We start from the raw sequence: 20,840 nt of genomic DNA, 5'->3' as shown, positions 1-20,840 counted from the left end.
GTACTGTGGCGAGGTTGGTTAAAATTACACGATCTCTGTGAGGGTTGGCAGCTTGCAAAAGAGACTTAACGGGAAAAGTCAGGTTGATGAACAGGTGCTAAATGTAGATGCAGTACCAATAGCGCTAGGCGTTTACTTTGTTTTTCGAGATGAAGCCGAAAAAGAGAGTTACAAAGCTATTCGCTTCTTTTCTACCACTTCTACACCGCGAGTCCGCATCCCCACTAAGCGGTTTGAAGACTACCAAGAACAGCTGCAACCACTCATGGCTTTTTTTACCAAGCGCGGTAGACTACCAGCCAAAGGCGAATTGGAAAATGAACAGGAATTACTGAGCGAATTTGGCAACTTCCGCCGCGCTTTCGGTGTAGTTTTACAAGCTACTGATGAAGCAGAATGGGATGCGATCGCTTACCGTCGTTCTTTGGATATCCAAGTTTATCTCGCGCTCACCCACTTTGATAAACGTCCTGCATGGCAGAAGCTAGCGCCAGAAATGCGTCACGATATCAAAGCCTTTTTTAGTAGCTATGAAGAAGCTTGTCAAGTAGCCGACCAAAAACTTTTCAGCTTAGGCAAACCTGGGGTGATCCAAACTGCTTGCGAAAAAAGCAAAATTGGTAAACATACGCGCGGTGCCCTTTACATCCATGTTTCGGCACTTGCTGCACTTGACCCCATACTCCGAATTTGTGAAGGTTGCGCTAGCCGTACCATTGGGCGTGTCGATGAAGCCACATTAATCAAATATCACACTGATAAGCCGCAAATATCCTACCTGTGTTACCCTGAGTTCGACACTAACCCCCATCCAGCGTTAAAAGCTAGTATAACTATTGACTTAAAAACCCTAGTTGTCACTCACCGAGACTATGCAACTAGGGAAAATCCGCCAATTTTGCATAGGAAGGAAACATTTGTTACCAGCTACTACCCTGCCTACGAAGAATTTGCTCAACTTACCCAACAAGAACAGGAATTAGGGCTGCTTAACCAAAAAAGCAACATTGGTACGCGTGAAGGTTGGGAAAAATCCCTCGCCGCACACAGAGTAGAAATCAGGGCACATCAGGTTTATTCAATTAAGGAAAATTAAGGAATAATCACACTGTTAGAGTATTGCTGATATGTATCTTAAATAAAGTAAATCTTAGCAGGTTTGTGTGCTTACACGAAATTAGACAGTAGTTATGGCAAGATAACTGCAATTCAATTAAATAAAAAGGAATCTTCGAGATTGTGGAAGTAAATAAATCGCTGCTACGAATTTTTGGCAGCCCGAAGATGGGAGCTTTGTTATTTCTTGGCTTTTCATCAGGGTTGCCGTTATATTTAACCAGTCAAACATTACAAGCATGGTTGACCAAAGAAGGAATCAGCTTGGCAGCGATCGCTGCTTTTAGTTTAGTAAAGCTCCCCTATTCTTTAAAATTTCTCTGGTCGCCTTTACTAGATAGATTTGTACCGCCTTTTTTGGGACGACGGCGAGGTTGGTTAGTAATTATACAAGTAGCATTACTGTTAAGTATAGCTGCAATGGCTCTACAAAACCCATCCCAAGGGCTACAACCTTTAATAATTGCTGCTGTGACCGTTGCTTTTTTTAGCGCCAGCCAAGACATTTTAGTTGATGCTTACCGCACTGATGTAGTGGAAGTACAAGAAAGAGGTGCGGGAGCATCTATTTACTTATTGGGTTATCGCATTGCCATTTTAGTAACCGGTTACGTTACCCTATTTTTGGCAGACAGAATGCCTTGGCAAGCTGTTTACTTGTTGATGTCGCTGTTGATGCTTGTAGGCGTGGTAAGTTCTATTTTTGCACCAGAACCAGTCCTACGCGATCGCCCGCCTCAGACTTTATCTGCCGCTGTCCAATTACCCTTCATTGAATTTTTCCAGCGTCATGGCTGGCTACAAGCACTTTTAATCCTGATATTCATTGTGATTTACAAGTTGGGGGATTCTTTACTGAAGAATGTATCCACTCCATTTTTGTTAGATAAAGGCTTACATTTCAGTCAAACCGACATAGCATTTCCTGGTGCATTGGGAATTTTTGCCACTATTATTGGCACCTTGGCAGCAGGAGCAATAATGACCAAAATTGGTGTTAATCGCTCGCTCTGGATATTCGCCATCCTGCAAGCTGTCGGCAACTTGGCTTTCTTCGCGTTGGCAGTAGTCGGTAAAAACTTCTATCTAATGTTAGCTGCCGTTAATATAGAACAATTTTGTGCTGGTCTAGAAACTGCTGCTTTTGTAGCGTTTTTGATGAGTCTTTGTAACCAAAGCTTTTCAGCTACACAGTACGCCTTACTTTCCAGCTTACAGGCTTTTAGTAGAGATATTCTCACGGCTCCAGCAGGTACATGGGCACAAGCCACCGGCTGGTCTACATTCTTTCTACTGACAGCAATAGCTGCTTTGCCGGGATTACTATTATTGCCATTCTTTGCCCCTTGGAATCAAAAGCCAGTGGTAGTATTATCCAGACCAGGATTTGAGGAAGAATAGATATATGGGGAATCAAGTAGTTATTGCTGTCGGCACATTTATCCTCTTACTCACTGGTTTATTACTTGGCTATGTTCTCTCGCAGTTAGTTCTGGGATTTCTAGCATTTAACCTCCTAACTTTTTTTGGAACACTCAGCCTAATTTTAATTTTTGGTACACTTTATTACGTTTTATTTTGGCAGTTGCGAAGAGAGCAGTCCCGGCCATCAACTATAAATGAAAGGATACCAAACCAGGTAGAGGAGGGTTCATCTGATAGCTATCTCAAAAACAGGCTAATTGCTAAGTTATCCGGTGATACCGTCGCTGCCGAAAGGTTAATTGAACAGGCAAAGGAGACCTATCCTGGGATGCCAGAGAATTGGTACTGCGAAAGAGTTCTTGATGACTTGGAGCGCGATAGCCGATAATCTGTTATTTTCTCTGCCCGGAAAATCGCTAAAATAAATCAAGAATACTTCACAAATCTTTAGCTAGGTTCTCATAAAAGTTACAAGCTTGTTTACAATCTAAATATGGCTATATTTCGTCAGTACATCGCCCCCTTGCTTGCAGTATTAGTATTTTTCTTTGCCCTAGTGGCAGTCAGCGCCCGGATCTTTTTACCCTCTGATATGGCAGCACCTGCACCAATTGAAGAAGTGGGGATAAGTTCTCAACCGACTCCTGCTAATTTGCCACCAGCAGCATATAATTCAGCTAGCTAAGGGACTTCCAGTAAAAAAAACATCCCATCGTAGGGGCGCAAGACCAAGATCCCCTACATATGTACAAATAATTTTGGATAATTTATTTTTTGTCAGTCCCTAAGTACAATAAACATCAGCAGTGTCTGAGCAACTACTACCGGGATATATTATTCGCCGTGGCTCCGCTTTGGATCAGGCGCTGCTGCTTAAATTCATGCAGCAAACTTACCAGGATATTTTTCCCAATGAGGATTTTTCTCACCTAGAACAAACAGTTAAGCAATACTTTTCTAGTGATACGCCCTTGTGGTGGGTCGAAGAAGAGAGCGGGGGAATCAGGGGGAGCAGGGGGAGAGAAGAGTTACTGAACAATGATTCTTCTTCCCCACCGGCTTCCCCAGCCCCCCTAACTTCCACTTACCCTATAGCCTGCCTTTGGGTAGGCAATGCCATAGATCAAGTGCAGGGTAATCGTCATGCTCATATCTTTATCCTCTACGTTGTGCCAGAACATCGGCGGCGAGGTATTGGTACAGCCTTAATGCGATATGTGGAAAATTGGGCTATTCAAAGAGGCGATCGCCAGATTGGATTGCAAGTGTTTCAATCCAACAAACCCGCATTAAATCTTTACAATCAGTTAGGTTATCAAACCCAATCCCTGTGGATGGTAAAATTCCTGAGTGCAGAAAAATAAACTAGAGGATAGCAATCACATCCTTTAGCGTCTGAGTTATAAGGGTTCTCGTTTGGATAAAGCTCAACGAGGGAGAATGGAAAGTGGATAATAACGCAACTAATATATATAAGGCTTTAACTTCTTGGCACATCGCGTTATGTGTTAATCCCAAAAAGGGATTCAAATGAAATTATGTATGACGAAGACGATCTAAGCCTACTTGATATTGAGCAGGAACTAGAAAGCCCCTTAGATAAAATAGAGCCGCTAACTACCGAATCAGTTGTGGCGAAGCCTGATCCAGAAGTGATACTAGCCCTGCTGACAAATCCCCAGCCCCAGCAACGAATGTTAGCGGCGCGTGCTTTTTCTGATATTGAAGATGCGCGTGCTATCCCCCATCTGATTTGCCTGTTAACTGATACCTGCCCCTTAGTGCGGGTGAGTGCAGCCTACGGCCTTGGACGCAATCCTAGTTCGGAGGCAGTGAGTCCGTTAATTGCTCAACTAAACAATGATTGGAATGGCTATGTGCGTAAAGGCGTTGTTTGGGCTTTAGGAAACTGTCGCGATCGCCGTTCTTTACGGCCCCTAGCAGACGCCTTAAGAACTGACATCTCCGCAGTGCGTTTGTGGGCTGCTAGCGCCTTAGCACAGATGGCAGAAGTGGGTTATGAAGCAGTTATAGGCGCAATGCCACCATTAATTGAAGCCTTAGTCCAAGATCGCGTGGCAGCAGTGCGGAGTAACAGTGCTTGGGCAATTGGTCAACTGTGCCGCGAACTCCCTTCTAATGTAGTTTATGCCACAGCGATCGATGCCCTAATTCAAGCCTTTGCTGAAGACCAAGATTTGGGAGTCCGGGAAGACGCAAAAGCCTCACTGTTAGGAGTGGGTGATCCCCGTGGCTTGCAGCTGATTGAAACCCTGGAACAAGAAGGGTGGTTTTGATTGGGCATTGGGCAATTCAATTTTGGATAATGGAATTGACAATTTTGGATTAAATTTCAATTCTTTAATCCAAAATCGTTCGACTGAGCGTAGCCATTCGCGTAGCGTTCCGCAGGAAAGTTTAAAATCTGAAATTATTACTGACCTTCAACTCCAGACTTGACCAAATTTAAGTCATAAGGACGCTCAGTATCATCTTCACCCAAATACTCACCATTTTGAATTTCCAGAATAACTAGCGGAATATGTCCAGGATTTTCTACTTTATGTAGTGTTGCAGCAGGGACATAAGTTGACTCATTTCGATTCAGTAATATTTCCGCATCGCCACAAGTCACCTTGGCTACACCGGAGACTACAACCCAATGTTCATTACGGTGATAATGGATTTGTGGTTTAATGCCGTGCCTGGGCTTGATTTCAACACGACTAATTCTATAGGTTTCTCCCTCCTCAATCACCTCCACCTCACCCCAGTATCGTGTACCTGAATGGGGAGAGAATTCGCTGATATTTGACTGAGTATTATTTTCATTCTGAGCCATAATTAATTTCTCAACCAGATGATTATGAGTATTTTTAAGTAATCTAGCGTAAAGGCAATAAACCTGCGAAGGAAATGGTCACAGCATCTCTATTGATGACAACTGCTCTAAGTTGCCCCCAGATAAGAGATATTACTCCTGAATTTTTGAATGCGTAAATTTTGAATTGTTTAACTCCCCGTATACTGAATTCTATAAATCCGATTATTAACTTCTTCTGTTAGTAGTAGACTGCCATCTGGCAACACGAGTAAACCTACAGGTCGTCCCCAAGTGGTTGGTACAGAAGGATTTAGCAAAAATCCTGTGAGAAAATCTTCGTAGTAGCCTTGCGATCGCCCTTTAGCATCGAAGGGAACAAATACAATTTTATAACCGGTACCGCGATCGCGGTTCCAAGAACCACGAAAAGCAGCAAAAGCACCGTTGCGGTATTTTTTTGGAAACGTTTGACCATCATAAAACTGCAAACCCAATGCTGCTGAGTGCGCCTGAAACAGCACATCTGGCGTTTGGGTACGGGCTGCTAAATCGGGGCGTTTACTTTTACCATCTGTTTTTTGACGAGGATCAAGGTTGTTTGGCGTCAGATAGGCATAGGGCCAGCCGTAAAATTTCCCCTTTTGAAGGCGTGTCAGATAGTCTGGAACCAAGTCATCACCGATTCCATCCCGTTCGTTAACAGTGGCGTAAAGTTGCTTAGTGATCGGGTGAAAGTCCAACCCCACAGGATTACGCAAGCCGGAAGCGAAAGTCTGCTGCTGGGAACCATCTAAATTCATCACCTGTATCGAAGCCCGTGGTAGGGGTTCTTCATCCACATTGGTTCCTGAACCAACTGAAACATATAATTTCTTGCCATCAGGCGAGACAACGACATTGCGCGTCCAATGGTTGTTATAACCTTTAGCAGGCAAGTTGGCGATTTTTTTTCCCTTACCTGTAATCTTGTTCTGACCTTGAGTATAGGGAAAACGCACCACAGCGTCTGTGTTCCCTAGAAAAAAGGAATTACCTGCAAAAGCCATCCCAAAGGGTCTATTGAGTCCGTTGTCCCTACTAGCAAAGGTTTCTCGAACATCGGCTACGCCGTCACCATTGCTGTCACGCAACAGACGAATCCGATTCTGCTCGGTTTCAGTCACTAAGACATCACCACTGGGGGTTAAAGCTAGCCAGCGTGGGGCATCTAGACCTTCGGCAAAGACGTTAACTGTAAAGCCTGGTGGCACGCGCAGCACCGGATTTTGCGGAATGGGCACAACCTCAGGTCGCTTCGAGGCACTTTCTGTTGCGAAGGGTGCTGGTAGATTCTTCAGATTGATCCGGATGGGTGTGGGTGAAAGTGCTTCAGTTCGGACAAGATTTTTGGGCTGTGTAGGATTCTGTGTCAGTTGGGCAGAAGGTACAGATGCTTGCGACGTGCGATTATCTAAGGAGGCGCGAGTTTGGTTACAGGCTACTGCAAAGGTCAGTAAAAAAACTGGCAGCAAGAAACGCCCAGAGAGTTTCATGATTGCAGATACTATATACAATTTTCCTACTCTAGACTTGATACTTAATAATTGTCGCCATTCTAAAGTCCGATTTTTCTTAGTTAATCAACTTACGCAAAAATCGCCAAAAAGCCTAATTTATTGTAGGCACGTAGTGGCTTGCCGCAGGCTACCGCCATCTCTGCGAGAGGCTTTTGCCAACGCGTAGCGTCTCGTTAGAGAAGAGCGCGAAGAATCGTAAAGGGTGCGTAAGTCCTAAACTTGCCTCTTCACTAAGGACGCAACTGCACCCGCCGTTCCCCATAGCGCAATAGCCTTTCTATAGTTACAAGCCGATTTTCCCAAACTTTGACTTGATAGGAGTTTGACTTAAGCTCTTGGCTCATCAATACCCGAAATTGAGACTGGAACCGAGTTAGAGAGGCTCTCGCCACTACTAACTTACTAGCAGAAGGGGAAACGGCAAGCTGATTTAAAGCACTGCGTAAAACTTCTGCTTGATTGTTAAAATCTGATATTGTCTGAGTAGTCTTTTGTAGTTGGTGATTTTGGAAAACAAATTTCCATTCCCGTTGCAGCGCGGTGTAACGGATGGCGGCAGTTTGAAAAGGCTGGCGGTGAGGAATCGGTTCACTTGTTGTGGATTGAACCTTACCTTGGGTGCTAATAAAGAGTTTTTGTAGCTCGTTGTTAAAATTCTCTGCGGCAAAAAGTGCGTAACCACTAACTGGCAAGTCCCTTACCAACTGGAGTTGATCGAATGCTCCAATTGTTGACAAAGAAAGTAAGCGAATTCCCGGCACTAACAATGTAGCTCCCAATTGTTTAGAGGCGATCCAGGGTTGGGCTAGTCGTTGGAAGCGCGAAGTATCCAGAGCATAAGTCATCGGAACGATTAAATCTACATCTCCCCGCCTTGCCCAAATTTCCCAGTTTTGTTGAATTTTCTGAATCCGCTCTAGTTCTGGCAGCGGAAATACTGCAACCGACAAAATCAAATTCGGTCGTTTTTGTCGCAACTGCTGTGAAACTTGGGCAACAAAGCTATCAACTTGCTCGGTGCGAAATGTCGTCCACTTTTGCCACAAGTCTGGTTGGCTGGGGGAAATATTTATCGGATCTACACCAGTAAGTTGCTGAAACTGCGCTCTTGCAGCTTTGCCATAGCCGTAGGTTCGACCTGCTGATGGGTCTTGAAAGGGGTAGCGAATGTAGTCTAGCTGCAGACCATCCACGTCATAGCGAGTAACGATTTCCTCGTACAGCTTGAGTAAGTACTGCCGCACTTCGGGGTTGGCTGGGTCAAAGAATGGCTTAGTCTGACCAAGGGGAATCATGTTGCCAAGATTATCGTAGTTTGCCCAATCAGGATGAGCCGCCAGTACTGGCCCTGGATAATCAAGATTAACGTTGATAATCTGATTGTGCCGTTGGTTACCAGCAGCAAAAGTCCAAACCCAAGCGTGTAATTCCATGTCTCGCTCATGGGCTAATTTCACCGCATCTGCTAATGGGTCCCATCCACGAATTAATGGGTTTTGCTCTTTTGCCACTTGGCTCGGATAAATGGTATAGCCAGCATTAACAGTTTCAAAGAAAACGGTATTAATCCCAGCTTGGGCTAGGCGATCAAAAATCTGGGCTAGTCCCGCCTTGTTACCAGCACGGACAATTGTCCCCCGATCTAACCAAACTGCTCTGATTTCTGGTTGAGCCAGCCTTTGATCAACGGGAAACTGCTGCCACAAAATCGTCTTCGCTACCAGCCACTGCTGACGAGCTAGAGCATAGTTTTTTTGGGCAATCAATTGGGGTAAGTTTTTGGCAATTACTCTTACCTGTACTAAGGCTTGGTCTTTACTTATACCTAGTCCCCCCAATTTAGTTGAGGCCAATTGTGTTGGCTGCTGCTTGAGAGGTTGGGGGGTATAGGTATCCAGATGCCTAGAGGACTGCTTGTCGTCAGATATCGCAACACCTTCATTAGCTGCATCAGCTGACACCGCTAAATTAGCGCTTTCCACCCGACCAATTAGATTTTCTAGCTCTTGCTGGAGAGCGATCGCTTCATTGTTGTCAATCGGCTCATTGGAGTTAGGTGCAACATCTAGACGCACCGCTTGTTCCAACTGGTCAATAGCCTCAGAATTTGAAGGTTTGACTGTAGTCAGCGCTCTAGGGATGGGAGCAGTGGCAGTTTTAGGAGGAGTGGGAGATGAACTGCCCCCCTGCGCCCCTGCCCCTCTGCCCCCTTGCTCCCTTGGCGCAGCCGCCACCGTTGTAGAACAGTTTTGGGAACCTCCTGCTATTTTTTTCATGCGATTCGATGGTGGTAGCGCTGTCAAATAGTGATTGAGAGCAGCTTTTAACCAGGCATTATCTAAGTCAGCTGCTGAGGCTGCATCTGTTCCCCAGCGCCAGCCCAAAAGGGTGGAACGCTCAGTTGTCACTACAGCAGCAGGATTATCTTTGGAATTCCAAACAGCAGCAGATTCAGTGCCCATATCATTAGGAATCACAACGCCGCCGCGGACTTTGCCAAAGAGTTGAGTTTGATTTGCCCATTCAGGGATATTGGTTTTTGTGGGTTTGATCTGTTCTGTGTCACTGAGGCTGAATCCCCAATAACCTCCCAAAAGCGATCGCAATAACTGCCGCACTCCTGGCGCTGATAGACTACCTACGGGGCCACTAGCAATCAAGCGCCCTCCTTTACTCATCCATTCTTCGAGAGCGATCGCTTGGGTTGGTGTTAATGTCTCAACATTTGGCAAAAATAATACCCGGCGATCGCCCCAATCTGCCACACTCTTGACATCAGTTAGGGGAATTACACAATATTTCACCCCTATTGCCTGTAAGCGGTCAGTTATCCCTGTCCATTGATTTGCATTTTCTTGGCTATGGACTACGCTCAATATAGGTTCTTCAGTCGCTGCCGTTACTGGCAAAATACTAAAACTATTCAAGATTAAAATATTAAAACTTAAAATGAAGAATCCGGCTTTTTTTATTTGTAAATTAGCCTTTTCATGATACTTTTCCCGATTCTTCACTACTGACTCCTGAATGGATTAGTTATTATGCATTACTTCTTATTTATCATCTAACATAACAAGAAATTACCTCCGAAAAACAACTGAACTTTTATAATTAAAGCTGAACAGAATTGAAAATACATGTTTTGATTAAATCTTCAACTCCTGCTACTGGAAAAACTTTGGTATTTAGTTGTCCAGCTAATTCCTCAATAGTCATATCATCTAAAAACACTAATTCACCATTTTTTAACATGACATTCGGTAGTAAAATCCCATTACCTAAATCTTGTCCTTCTAAATTTAAAAGCAAATCATGACCAGTTAGTAATCCTGTTACACTGATAGTTTGTCCCCAATAATCACTACATAAAGCACGCATATTGACTTCTAAACCTTCAACAAAATTTAAGCGTTTCAAAATGGGTTGAAATGCTTTTTCTACGGCGTTGCCCACTACCCAAGTGAATTTTCTTTGAGGATATACTTTTCGCGGGAGTAATTCTGCTGCAACGGTGGCAAATTGTTTGAGAAATAATTGAATCGAACCAACTCCATTATCAATTTGGGGATATTCTTCATATTCAGATTCGCTGGGTAATTCCTCACCTGCAATCAAAAACCACTCATCGGCTAACCAAACAACGTTGGAGGCGAATTGTTGACGAAATTGCCGCGAGAGTCTTTGCACTTGGGAAATCACTTCTTTTGCTTTTTCCTTAGTTACGGGTGTGAGTTCGTCTTCTGAAGGACGAAACCGTGTCAACCCAACTGGCACAACTGCCACCGATGCCACCGCAGGCACTTCACCAGTATGAAAGGACGTTAAATCTTTGAGAGTTTGTTCCAGATGTTTGCCATCATTTATACCAGGACAAACAACTACTTGAGCATGAATTTGTAGTCGTCTTTTTTGAAACCACTTGAGTTGTTGCAAAATTTGTCCCGCACGCGGATTTTTTAGCAGTCGAATTCTCACATCAGCCTCCGTCGCGTGAACAGAAACATACAACGGAGACAAGCGCATTTGCTCAATTCGCTGCCATTCTCTTTCTGGCAAATTAGTTAAGGTAAGATAAGAGCCGTACAAGAAGCTCAGACGGTAATCATCGTCTTTCAAGTACAAGCTGGTGCGCTTACCTGGTGGCTGTTGGTCGATAAAGCAAAATGGACAGCGATTATTGCACTGAATTAAGCCATCAAATAGGGCAGTTTCAAATTCTAGCCCCAGGTCTTGGTCGTAATCTTTTTCGATTTCCAGGCTATGAGTTTTACCTGTAGCATCTAAAACTTCTAATTCCAAAACTTCATCAGCACACAAAAACTGATAATCAATTAAATCGCGGGGACGTGTACCATTGATTGCAACGATCACATCCCCAGCCTCAAAGCCAATCTCTGCGGCTATTGAGTCTGGAAGAACTTTGGTAATTCGGGCAGGATGAATTGTAGTCATAGGGCATTGAGCAAGTGGCATCATTGGGCATTCATCGTCTGGTTTGGAGAAATCACAAATGACAAATGACCAATGAGTATTAACTATTTTTCAACAATTTAGCCGCGATCGCACTGAGGATTACCGCTCCAAATGCCAAACGATACCAGACAAATATCCATGTGTTCTTAGTTTGAAGATATCGCAACAACCAGGCGATCGAGAAATAAGAAAATGCAAACGCTGATAATGTCCCTACTGCTACCACTAGCAAGTCAATTTTGCCCAGTGCTTCTTTAAAAAATTCATATAAGGTGGCAATAGTCAAGGTGGGAATTCCTAAGAGAAAAGAAAATCTTGCTGCTGTCTGCCTCTCCAGCCCCAGAAATAAGGCGGTTGTTAAAGTTGAGCCAGAACGAGACGCACCCGGTACTAAAGCCAGCATCTGACCTAATCCGATCAGCAGTCCATCTAGAATGGTTATGTCTTTAAAATCTCGCTTGCGACTGCCTAATTTTTCAGATGCACCTAATAAGAGTGCCATCACAATAGAAGCCACAGCTATGGTGGTCATGCTGTTAATCCCGGAATTTTCATTATTTAGTGCCTTCTTCAGCAGAAATCCCCCGACTAGAGCAGGCAAGGTTCCTATTGCTATTCCTACCAATAATCTCCATTCTTCTCGCTGCCAGTCTTTTTCTTGAAAAGCCGCCCAGCCTCCAGTTAAAACTTGAGCAATAATTAATCGAAAATAGATTAAGACAGCAATCACACTGCCAAATTGAATCGTCGCTAGAAAAGCTTTTGACCCCAATTCTTCCCAGTGGAACGCATTGGTGAACACTTGTAGATGAGCAGTACTGCTAATGGGCAGAAATTCCGTGATGCCTTGTACAATCCCCAGAATAAATGCCTCAAGCAGTTGCTGTATCAAGTTAACTTCAGTTGCCGATCCTCCCACCTGTAACAGTTGCCAGAAGAGTAAATTCATCCCGCCCGCTTCTAAGGTTGTCACCATTAACTAGACTCCTAAAATGGATGCGTACTTTTACGAATTATCCAACTTTACGTTGTTGTACTCAGTTTTTCCGGGTGACATCCAACCTTGATAAAATTAGATCCAATCAAAATCCCCATAGGGGGGATTTTTAGATGTGATATCTTAAGTAAGATAAAGTTTAGTAACAAATATTAAAAACTTTGATAAATAATACACTGTCCTCCTACACTGTTTCTACCCCTTCTATTGATACCGAGTTGGATTTGGCTGATCTTGGGCAGAAGGGGATCAGGCAATTGGAATCTACACTCTCCTCTCCCTCTCTTTCCTTATCTATTTCTGCCCGACAAACCTGGTTAGTGTTTGCGGCGGCGGTGTTTTTGGTAACAGTACCAGTATTTGTAGAAGCGCCTATAGTGCGATCGCTACCAAGTTTAAGTTTAGCGCTGACAGCGTTTTGGGTGTGGCTAAGTTTTACCTTAATGTCACGGACTGCAACTTATGTCTGGGGAGATTTGCTCTTAGGATTTAGCTGGAGTTGGTTAGCAGGAGCGATTTACTGGGGCTGGTTACGTTGGGAACCTTTTTGGCATCTGCCAGTAGAATCTATAGGCTTACCGCTTGCTTGCTGGTGTCTGGCGAAGAATTGGGGTAAGGTAGGTAGCTGGTTTTATTTAGGTTCTTTACTCGGTACAGTTTTAACAGATGTATATTTTTATCTAGCAGACTTGATGCCCTATTGGCGGCAAATCATGAGAGTAGATGCAGATGGCGCACCACAAATTTTACAAAATGCCCTAATGCAAGTACAAGCACCTTGGGGACAAACTTGGGCGATAATTCTCGCCTTAGTGCTGTTAACAGTCGGGATTTTACCTTTAGGTAGAAATCAAAGACACTGGTATGCCTTTAGTGGCGCAGTTTTAAGCACAATTTTGGTAGACAGCCTATTTTTGTTAGCTGCGATCGCAGCCTAAATATTCAAAAATTGGTTAATATCAAAACCAAAACTTTTTCCAACCCACTATACGGCACATCAAGAATGATGCTGTAGATAATTAATTAGTTAAGAAATATTACATAACAGTTTATCAGCCTCAAGTGTTATTGCTAGGGTTGTCGGTATTAGACATCGGACAGTTTTGTGTCTGCTTGGAAGGTAGAATCAGCCACTCTGAAAAGATTTCGTTTTGCTGGGGATTCTACCGAGATCATTGATATAAGGCTATTACAGCTATGCAGGCACTCTGACCACGATGAAAATTTTTGCCAAAACTACAGTCAAACCCAGTAACAGTAAATATTGTGGATATTAATCCGCTGTATATTAGTTTCTGATGACTGCTGTGTTAATTAAGCTATCAGATTTTGTCCAAAGTCCAATTGTCTTTAGCGCTCTGACTAATGACTAATGACCGCTGACGCCTGTTAACTTAAAACTTTTATTTCTGTTTGATGGAAAGAGGTAGAAAATCGTGAAAGGATTGGTGCGTTTATTAACAGTGTTTAGTTTGTTACTTAGTTGCTGGGGATGGTTGGGAACAACTCAAATAGCCCAAGCTGCTAGTTTCAACAGTTTTGCTTTTCCTCAAGTCCCAGTTCTGGCAATTGAGCGGCAGAATCGGGCAGACGCGAAGCTAGGAACGGAATTTGGTAAAAAAATTGATTTGAATAATACCAACGTCCGAGCTTTTCAACAGTATCCAGGACTTTATCCCACCCTGGCTAAGAAGATCATCACAAATGCTCCCTACCAAAAAGTAGAGGATGTATTGGATCTTCCAGGATTGAGCGATCGCCAAAAAGAAACCCTGCAAGCCAACTTCGGTAAATTCACCGTGACAGACCTAGAGCCTGCCTTTAACGAGGGAGACGATCGCTTTAACAACGGCATCTACAGATAACTGCACCTTGCAGTCAATGTAGCAAATAGCAGCCCACTCCTGATTATAGGGAGTGGGATTATTCTATTAGAGATGACGGGGATAAAGAGGACAAGGTAAAATTTTCTCCCTTGTCCTCCCCTACTCCCCCTGCTCCCCCTGCTCCCCCCTCTCCCCCTCCCCCATTACCTTGCCTCAGATAGATACTCCTAGCCAATTTGATGTCTTAGTAGTCGGTGCTGGTGCGGCTGGACTATACACAGCGCTGTGTCTACCAGAGTCCTTGCGAGTCGGTTTAATTACCAAAGAAACTGTTGCTTTGTCCGCCAGTGATTGGGCGCAAGGTGGTATTGCCGCAGCCGTTTCCCCGGAAGATTCTCCCACGCTGCACATTGAAGATACGATCCGGGCAGGTGCAGGTTTATGCGATCGCACCGCTGTAGAATTTCTCGCCCAACTTGCCCCTAACTGTATTCAATCCTTAGTTAACTTGGGGGTTGCTTTTGACCGTCATGGTCAAGCCTTGGCTTTAACTTTAGAAGCTGCCCATTCTCGCAACCGCGTTCTCCACGCCGCTGACACTACAGGGAGGGAAGTTACCACTACCCTCACCGCCCAAGTATTACGTCGCCAGAATATTCAAGTCATTCAACAAGCTTTGGCTTTGAGTTTGTGGATCGAACCCGAAAGTGGTCGCTGTCAGGGAATAAGCCTGTTTTATCAAGGTGAAATCACATGGGTAAGAGCTGGTGCTGTGGTATTGGCAACTGGCGGCGGCGGTCAAGTATTTGCCCAAACCACTAACCCGGCTGTGAGTACGGGTGATGGGGTAGCGATCGCATCTCGGGCTGGGGCCATGCTCCGCGATTTGGAATTTGTGCAATTTCACCCCACAGCCCTGACTAAACCTGGTGCAGATCGCTTTCTGATTAGCGAAGCTGTACGCGGTGAGGGGGCACATCTTGTCGATAACGAAGGGCGGCGTTTTGCCTTTGACTATCACCCGGCGGGTGAACTCGCACCCAGAGATGTAGTCAGTAGAGCAATTTTCAGCCATTTACAACGTACCGCCGTTGATCTGGCGACTGCCCATGTGTGGTTGGATATGCGCCCCATCCCCGCCGACAAGATTCGTCACCGCTTTCCCAACATCATCAAAGTTTGTCAGCATTGGGGCATTGATGTCTTCCATGAACCAATTCCTGTGGCCCCTGCTGCCCATTACTGGATGGGCGGGATTGTCGCGGATCTGATGAATCGCACGAATATTAAGAGTTTGTACGCGGTGGGTGAAACCGCTAGTACCGGGGTGCATGGGGCAAATCGCCTTGCTAGTAATTCCCTACTGGAGTGTATTGTGTTTGGGGCCCAGATGGACCAAATTGAATTGGAAAATATTGAGTTGCCGTCAGAAACACCAGTGCTGCCATTACGGAAATTTAGTGCTGATGCTAGTGAGTGGCACATCCAGCAAGCACAGCTAGAAGCACTCAGGGAAAAGTTACCACGTCTAGTATGGGAAAGTGCTGGTATTTGTCGGGAGCAATCACGGTTGGAAACTGCGATCGCCACTATTGAATCTTGGCAGCAAGATTTCGCGGCTTTGCATTTAAGTCAATTCTTGCTTGCTTTACGTCCCGCAGAACCAGCTAGTTTTGACTTACCAGATGTTGAACGGCAATTGGGACTTTGGGCAGAAACCCGCAATTTATTAGATGTGGCTGATTTAATTCTCAAAAGTGCTGTTTTTAGAACTGAAAGCCGAGGCGGACACTACCGTTTAGATTATCCTCAACCAGACCCAAATTGGCAAGTTCACACACTTGTACAAACACATCATTGGTGGAAATCTCCACTATTGTCTTGATTGTAGTTTTTATAACAGGCTTTTAATTCCTGATCCTGTGGTCGCTGCGCTAGGGACGGGTGATGCTCCGACATCGTTACTACTAGTCCCCCCATACTCGATAACTCGCTAGCGTTATTGCTATTAGCGGGTACCGCTACCATGCTGACTGTCGGGACCACCATAATTTGGTGGGATATATATGTCTTTTAAATTTTGAGAATTGACCTTGGGAGCGATTAAAGCGTTACTGCTAGTAGCGGGCAAAGTATTAGCACTTGCACTGCTGAAAATACATGTGTAAGTGGCAATTTTAGGTAGTAAGATATAAGCACTTATGCACAATATGATAAACTTTGTAATTCGGAAGTTAGTTTTCATAAATTTCAGTAAAATTACTAGTTTTTAATTTCAAAACGTTTTTTTATGGTCTTTCGTATATTTACTTACTCTTTCGTAAAAAGATTTCAACTTTATTAAATTCTTACGGTTAGTGTAGAAGTCATGGTGATATCTACTTGTAGTTAAAGATTAATCTGCTGGTATCAAATAGTTTTGATACTTAATTGGTATTCTTAAATATGCTGTTTTTACATCAGTCTAAAGTTAGATATGTTGATGAATCCTATGAGAATTTCGTCTAAATCACTATTTTATTAATAGTATCTTCATCTTCATCAGTATAAACACTATGTTTTTCAAAAAACGTAGTTCATAAAAATCTCAAATAATACTTATTTATTTGTATAGTTTAAATTTAATTACCAGTAAAGATAAAACAACGAAATTCTCAGATTACAATAATTTTCAAAATGTTTGAACTATAAAATCCCGTAATAAACCGAGTAAATATAAGTATATTTATTGAAAGTAAAAATACTTTTAAAATTAAGATAGTTTCCTAATTAGCTTTGATGACTAATTTCTTTCCTACCTATGTTCTTAGGTTTAGTCAAAAGCCTTACTAAGTCTTCATATTGCCTAAAAAGTCACCTTTAGGCATATACGCAATGCTTTTTCAAGACAGTGCCTTAAACGTGTTTCAAGTCCACATTCCTAATTTTAGAGTAAAAATATTGACTAAAGTGAGAAAAGTCTGGAGACTTGACTCTTGACTAATTAGGCAAACTCGTAGCGATTTTTACCCAGGCGCTTGGCACGATACATTGCTGCATCTGCTTGTTTCATCAAAGTTTCACTGTCTTGACTGTTGTATGGGTAGATACTAATGCCAATACTGGCAGAGATTCGGATTGCATCGCCGTCTACAGCAATTGGCTTGATAATACTGCTTAAAATTTTTTCAGCGACTTTAGCAGCTATTTGGACATTAGGAATTGCCCGTAAAATTACAGTAAATTCATCGCCACCCAAACGAGAAACTGTATCACTAGTGCGTAAAGAGTTGCTAAGTCGTCCAGCGATAGTCATTAGCAAGCGATCGCCTGTCTCGTGCCCCAGAGTATCATTGACTTGCTTAAAGCCATCTAAATCAATAAACAACACTCCTAGCAACAAGTTGTCGTGTTGCGCCCCATGTAATGACTCGTAAAGTTGTTCGGCAAAAAATTTGCGATTGGATAGACCAGTGAGGGGGTCGTGATATGCTAAATAATGCAAACGGTCTTCTTTGAGTTTTAATTCATCGTTAGAGCGGGATAGTTCATCAGCAGTACGCTTGAGATGTTCCTCCATGAGCTTGCGCTGAGTAATATCTCGGATGACCCCAACTAAAAATAAATTGCCAGCTGCGTCTTTGTGAAGCGATCGCTTAGTGGCGATTTTATGAGTCTGACCATCTGCATTTGTAAATTCTTCTTCATTCTCCTGGGGTTGCTGAGTCTGGAAAACAAGATCATCCTGTTGTCGAAACACATCAGCTTCATGTTTTGGGAAAAAGTCATAGTCTGACTTTTCAATTAACAAATTATTCGGATAACCGATAAATCGACAATATGCCTCATTTAAAACAATCCACTGATGTTGTTCATTTTTCACAAAAATTGGATCAGAAATTGTGTTGATTACATGATACAAAAATTCTTTGGAACGTTTCCACTCTTCCTGCATGTGGGCAATATTACTGGTTATCCAAATAGCTGAACTTCCAAAGCTAAACAGTGAGGGAATAACCGGTATCCACCAACCATACAAGAAAGCAAGGTACGCACTCAAGGTTAATACAAAATAAGAAACTAGGATACTGAGCAGGTTCCTAGTCGCGTGTTCTATCCGCCATGTCGTCACGGCTCCCAGATAAGACCAGATAAAAATCCACAAGTTTTCCACAAAGTCAGGCCAGACTTTGAGTAAGGGTCGTCCTTCCAGAGCAGCGGAGATTAACTCACTAATAAAATAAGCTTGCAGTTGAATACCAGGTACAGGCTCTGCCGTACCCATCAGACTGCTGGAGTAGGGAATAAGTACAAAATCTTGGAGACTGGGTGCGGTGGAGCCAATGAGTATAATCCGATCTTTAATTAAGTTATCTTCGACTTTATCTGCCAATACATCTCTCATCGATACCTGGCGAAAACTATAAAATTCTCCAGATGAGCTTTGATATTTTGGTTTGGGAAAATTGGTCAAAATTTGGTAGCCTCCAGCATCAGCTCCCACATAACCACCATCATTAGCCTGAAAACGAGTAAATACTGCCTTACCCAATTGCAAATACTCAGGGTTGCTTTTTGCTTTACTGGGAGTAATATTTTCTGACTTTAAATACAATTTAGCCAACTTCAGCGCAAAACTTTCGTGTACCTGATTATCAACGTGCCAATACAACAAGCTGCGACGGACTTTAACATCAGAGTCATACAGCACATTGTTAAAGCCCACTTGATTCTGATTTAGTCCCAGTGGAGGTAAAACAGTAACGTTTTTGTTTTTGTCATTTGCTAATAGTTCAATACCAATCAAGTTGGGCATTGACTTATAAACATTACACAGTTCTTGATTACCAGGCTCTACTTGCAAATTTCGGTAGATATCTAAGCCAATAGCACGGGGTTTGTGGACGTTTAATTTTTGCAACAGCTGGGCAATATTTATATCTGGAATCGGCCACGAACCTACTTCGTCTAAATCGGCTTCATCAATTACTACGATAGTAATACGATCTTCTGGCGATTCATATGGACGTAAGCGAAAAAATTGATCTAAAGCTGCTAACTCCAAAGATTGCAATAATCCGATGGAGTGCAAAAGTAGGACGCAGACTGCAACGGTGGCGGCAGTAATTAACTCCCTCTGTCCTCGACGAAGCGATTGTTTCAGTCCAAAGATTAACTTCACACAATGCTTGCCTAGCTGCTGATTCATTCCCATTACCTAGTAGTCTGTCAAAAACTAATTGACGGATAGAGGCGCTAATATTAATAACAATACTTTTAAAACATCCTCTAAGGTCGACTTTATCCATTTTTTGGAAACACCAACGCTGAAAGTGAAACCTTTCTGGGACAGTAGTTTTACTTTATGAAGTTCAACGATAACTAATGACATGGAAAAAGTTTGTGCTAAAAAGCTAGGGTTTTTGCTGGAGAAAGAAAACTTAGGTGCTCATTTTGGATAAAGTCGAGCTAAGGTGTTTACGGATAAAAGCCGCTGGAAAATTGGGAAAAAGCGTATTGGACAACACCTCTTGTCTATTACCAAAAATAAAAAAGCCAACTGGAAACAAACTTTGCTGTATTCATCCAGTTGACTATGGGGTGAGAACTACACGGTACCGCTAGGTCGGTGCAGGCTTCCTCAAGGCAATTACTTGAAATACTTGAAGTTACGGGGGCCTGTGTAACCAGAAACTTTCGCCAGTTCCTCTAAGTTTTGGACTGCGCTATACCTTGTACCATTGATGATCCAAGTGGGGAAGCCTTCAATTTTTGCAGCTTTACACTCGTCCGCTATCACATTTGGATTATTGGCAGAAGCACACTCAACCTTAGCAATTTCCTTGTAAGCTTCTTGGCCAAAGATGAGCTTTTGTTCGTGGCAATGGGGACACCACCAAGCAACATATTCTTTAGCACCGATGTTTGTCAAGTGACGCCCCAGCTGAATTTCTGCCTCACCAGAAGTAGTGGTAATTTCCCAACCAACTCCAGGTTTAGGTTCCTTCTTGTTGGGATCAAAGGAAATTTTTACGGGTTGTCCAGAAGTTGATTCAGCTGGGTTATCAGCTACTGGATTCACGCCAGCATAGACGCCTAAAGTCCCAATCAGCGTTACCATCCCCACAATAATGGCGGTAAAGAAGATTTGCCCAACATCCTCCCAAGTCCGACCGATAATTGTCAGTACCAAAAGACTAAGAGAAAACAAAGCTGAACCGATACAGTAAGGACAAGTGGCTTTAATTTGAAATGCCAGCAGGTACATTAAGTAGCCACTAAAGACAGACATAGCGATCGCTCCAGCCAGCAGCAGCAACCAGGTCAAGTTTTCTAAGTTCGAGCGCGGCTGTTTATTTTGCTCTCGGTTAACTGCCAAGGGAGCCAAAGCCAGTACTACCATACTGGTGTATGCTAAAAACCCAAATAAGGCTAATGGCTGACCAAAAACTGTTGCCCAAGCACTGGAAAGCACATCATTACAGCCTTTGACACCAGCCTGTGCTACACAAGCTGCACTGTTTCCTGTTAACTTTTCTATGGTGAGATAACCTGTTGTCAGGGCACCACATCCAGCGATCGCGGCAATCAATGGCCGCGACCATCTATGAATCCAAGGAGTAGAACGGCGGCGAATCATAAAC

Annotated in this window: 15 protein-coding genes and 1 pseudogene; 9 read left to right on the top strand and 7 right to left on the bottom strand. The window is 43.4% G+C overall.

Annotated elements, in window-relative coordinates; genetic code table 11:
• Positions 1-73 precede the first annotated feature (73 nt).
• From V7K21_RS23685 to V7K21_RS23660, 6 genes and pseudogenes are all read left to right on the top strand, one after another.
• A pseudogene (locus V7K21_RS23685) lies at positions 74-1,096 on the top strand (DNA phosphorothioation-associated putative methyltransferase); the annotation flags it as partial.
• 143 nt (positions 1,097-1,239) lie between these two features.
• Positions 1,240-2,517 (top strand): AmpG family muropeptide MFS transporter, encoded by a 1,278-nt coding sequence (locus tag V7K21_RS23680; protein WP_335177619.1) that lies wholly within the window; start codon positions 1,240-1,242, stop codon positions 2,515-2,517.
• Between the two features lie 4 nt (positions 2,518-2,521).
• Entirely contained in the window at positions 2,522-2,929 is a 408-nt protein-coding gene (locus V7K21_RS23675; protein ID WP_335130476.1) for an ABC transporter permease, read from the top strand.
• Between the two features lie 105 nt (positions 2,930-3,034).
• Positions 3,035-3,226, top strand: a complete 192-nt coding sequence (locus tag V7K21_RS23670) for a hypothetical protein (RefSeq protein WP_273769310.1) — start codon at positions 3,035-3,037, stop codon at positions 3,224-3,226.
• 121 nt (positions 3,227-3,347) lie between these two features.
• Complete coding sequence (locus V7K21_RS23665; RefSeq protein WP_335177618.1) at positions 3,348-3,905, top strand: GNAT family N-acetyltransferase; 558 nt, start codon at positions 3,348-3,350, stop codon at positions 3,903-3,905.
• 174 nt (positions 3,906-4,079) lie between these two features.
• Positions 4,080-4,838 carry a HEAT repeat domain-containing protein gene (locus V7K21_RS23660; RefSeq protein ID WP_335177617.1) on the top strand — a complete coding sequence of 253 codons (759 nt, stop codon included), beginning with the start codon at positions 4,080-4,082 and terminating at the stop codon, positions 4,836-4,838.
• 137 nt (positions 4,839-4,975) lie between these two features.
• On the opposite strand, the gene V7K21_RS23655 is transcribed toward V7K21_RS23660, so the two are convergent.
• The 5 genes from V7K21_RS23655 to V7K21_RS23635 form a co-directional block, all read right to left on the bottom strand.
• A complete protein-coding gene (locus V7K21_RS23655) occupies positions 4,976-5,383 on the bottom strand; it encodes a phosphomannose isomerase type II C-terminal cupin domain (protein WP_335177616.1) in 408 nt (135 codons plus the stop codon).
• A gap of 170 nt (positions 5,384-5,553) precedes the next feature.
• Positions 5,554-6,897 carry a PQQ-dependent sugar dehydrogenase gene (locus tag V7K21_RS23650; RefSeq protein ID WP_335177615.1) on the bottom strand — a complete coding sequence of 448 codons (1,344 nt, stop codon included), beginning with the start codon at positions 6,895-6,897 and terminating at the stop codon, positions 5,554-5,556.
• Positions 6,898-7,151: 254 nt separating this feature from the next.
• The gene (locus V7K21_RS23645; protein ID WP_335177614.1) at positions 7,152-9,935 is read right to left on the bottom strand and encodes a glycoside hydrolase family 10 protein; all 2,784 of its coding nucleotides are present in this window, start codon (positions 9,933-9,935) and stop codon (positions 7,152-7,154) included.
• Positions 9,936-10,032: 97 nt separating this feature from the next.
• Positions 10,033-11,373: a TIGR03279 family radical SAM protein gene (locus V7K21_RS23640; RefSeq protein WP_335177613.1), complete on the bottom strand. Its 1,341-nt coding sequence runs from the start codon at positions 11,371-11,373 to the stop codon at positions 10,033-10,035.
• A gap of 79 nt (positions 11,374-11,452) precedes the next feature.
• Positions 11,453-12,370 (bottom strand): undecaprenyl-diphosphate phosphatase, encoded by a 918-nt coding sequence (locus tag V7K21_RS23635; protein WP_335081618.1) that lies wholly within the window; start codon positions 12,368-12,370, stop codon positions 11,453-11,455.
• Between the two features lie 182 nt (positions 12,371-12,552).
• On the opposite strand from V7K21_RS23635, the gene V7K21_RS23630 reads away from it, so the two are divergent.
• The 3 genes from V7K21_RS23630 to nadB all read left to right on the top strand — a co-directional run bounded on the left by V7K21_RS23630 (position 12,553) and on the right by nadB (position 16,102).
• Positions 12,553-13,329, top strand: coding sequence for a DUF3120 domain-containing protein (locus V7K21_RS23630; RefSeq protein WP_335177612.1), 777 nt, complete (start codon positions 12,553-12,555; stop codon positions 13,327-13,329).
• Positions 13,330-13,827: 498 nt separating this feature from the next.
• The gene (psbU, locus tag V7K21_RS23625) at positions 13,828-14,256 is read left to right on the top strand and encodes a photosystem II complex extrinsic protein PsbU (protein ID WP_335177611.1); all 429 of its coding nucleotides are present in this window, start codon (positions 13,828-13,830) and stop codon (positions 14,254-14,256) included.
• 169 nt (positions 14,257-14,425) lie between these two features.
• Complete coding sequence (gene nadB, locus V7K21_RS23620; protein ID WP_335177610.1) at positions 14,426-16,102, top strand: L-aspartate oxidase; 1,677 nt, start codon at positions 14,426-14,428, stop codon at positions 16,100-16,102.
• Between the two features lie 1,098 nt (positions 16,103-17,200).
• Here nadB and V7K21_RS23615 read toward each other — a convergent pair.
• Together V7K21_RS23615 and V7K21_RS23610 are read right to left on the bottom strand one after the other, a co-directional pair.
• Positions 17,201-19,405, bottom strand: a complete 2,205-nt coding sequence (locus tag V7K21_RS23615; RefSeq protein WP_335177609.1) for a CHASE2 domain-containing protein — start codon at positions 19,403-19,405, stop codon at positions 17,201-17,203.
• 441 nt (positions 19,406-19,846) lie between these two features.
• Positions 19,847-20,836, bottom strand: coding sequence for a vitamin K epoxide reductase family protein (locus tag V7K21_RS23610; protein ID WP_335177608.1), 990 nt, complete (start codon positions 20,834-20,836; stop codon positions 19,847-19,849).
• Positions 20,837-20,840: the final 4 nt, after the last annotated feature.

Source organism: Nostoc sp. (assembly GCF_036919595.1).
In the GTDB taxonomy this organism is placed as follows: domain Bacteria; phylum Cyanobacteriota; class Cyanobacteriia; order Cyanobacteriales; family Nostocaceae; genus Nostoc.
The sequence above is the reverse complement of the archived record's forward strand: the minus strand, read 5'-3'. Positions and strand labels throughout refer to the sequence as shown.

Bases quoted from the DNA above. Each gene is read 5' to 3' on its own strand.
- V7K21_RS23670 (WP_273769310.1), top strand. From the start codon at position 3,035: ATGGCTATATTTCGTCAGTACATCGCCCCCTTGCTTGCAGTATTAGTA.
- V7K21_RS23640 (WP_335177613.1), bottom strand. From the start codon at position 11,373: ATGACTACAATTCATCCTGCCCGAATTACCAAAGTTCTTCCAGACTCA.
- V7K21_RS23660 (WP_335177617.1), top strand. From the start codon at position 4,080: ATGTATGACGAAGACGATCTAAGCCTACTTGATATTGAGCAGGAACTA.
- V7K21_RS23615 (WP_335177609.1), bottom strand. From the start codon at position 19,405: ATGAATCAGCAGCTAGGCAAGCATTGTGTGAAGTTAATCTTTGGACTG.
- V7K21_RS23675 (WP_335130476.1), top strand. From the start codon at position 2,522: ATGGGGAATCAAGTAGTTATTGCTGTCGGCACATTTATCCTCTTACTC.
- V7K21_RS23650 (WP_335177615.1), bottom strand. From the start codon at position 6,897: ATGAAACTCTCTGGGCGTTTCTTGCTGCCAGTTTTTTTACTGACCTTT.
- V7K21_RS23635 (WP_335081618.1), bottom strand. From the start codon at position 12,370: ATGGTGACAACCTTAGAAGCGGGCGGGATGAATTTACTCTTCTGGCAA.
- V7K21_RS23655 (WP_335177616.1), bottom strand. From the start codon at position 5,383: ATGGCTCAGAATGAAAATAATACTCAGTCAAATATCAGCGAATTCTCT.
- V7K21_RS23610 (WP_335177608.1), bottom strand. From the start codon at position 20,836: ATGATTCGCCGCCGTTCTACTCCTTGGATTCATAGATGGTCGCGGCCA.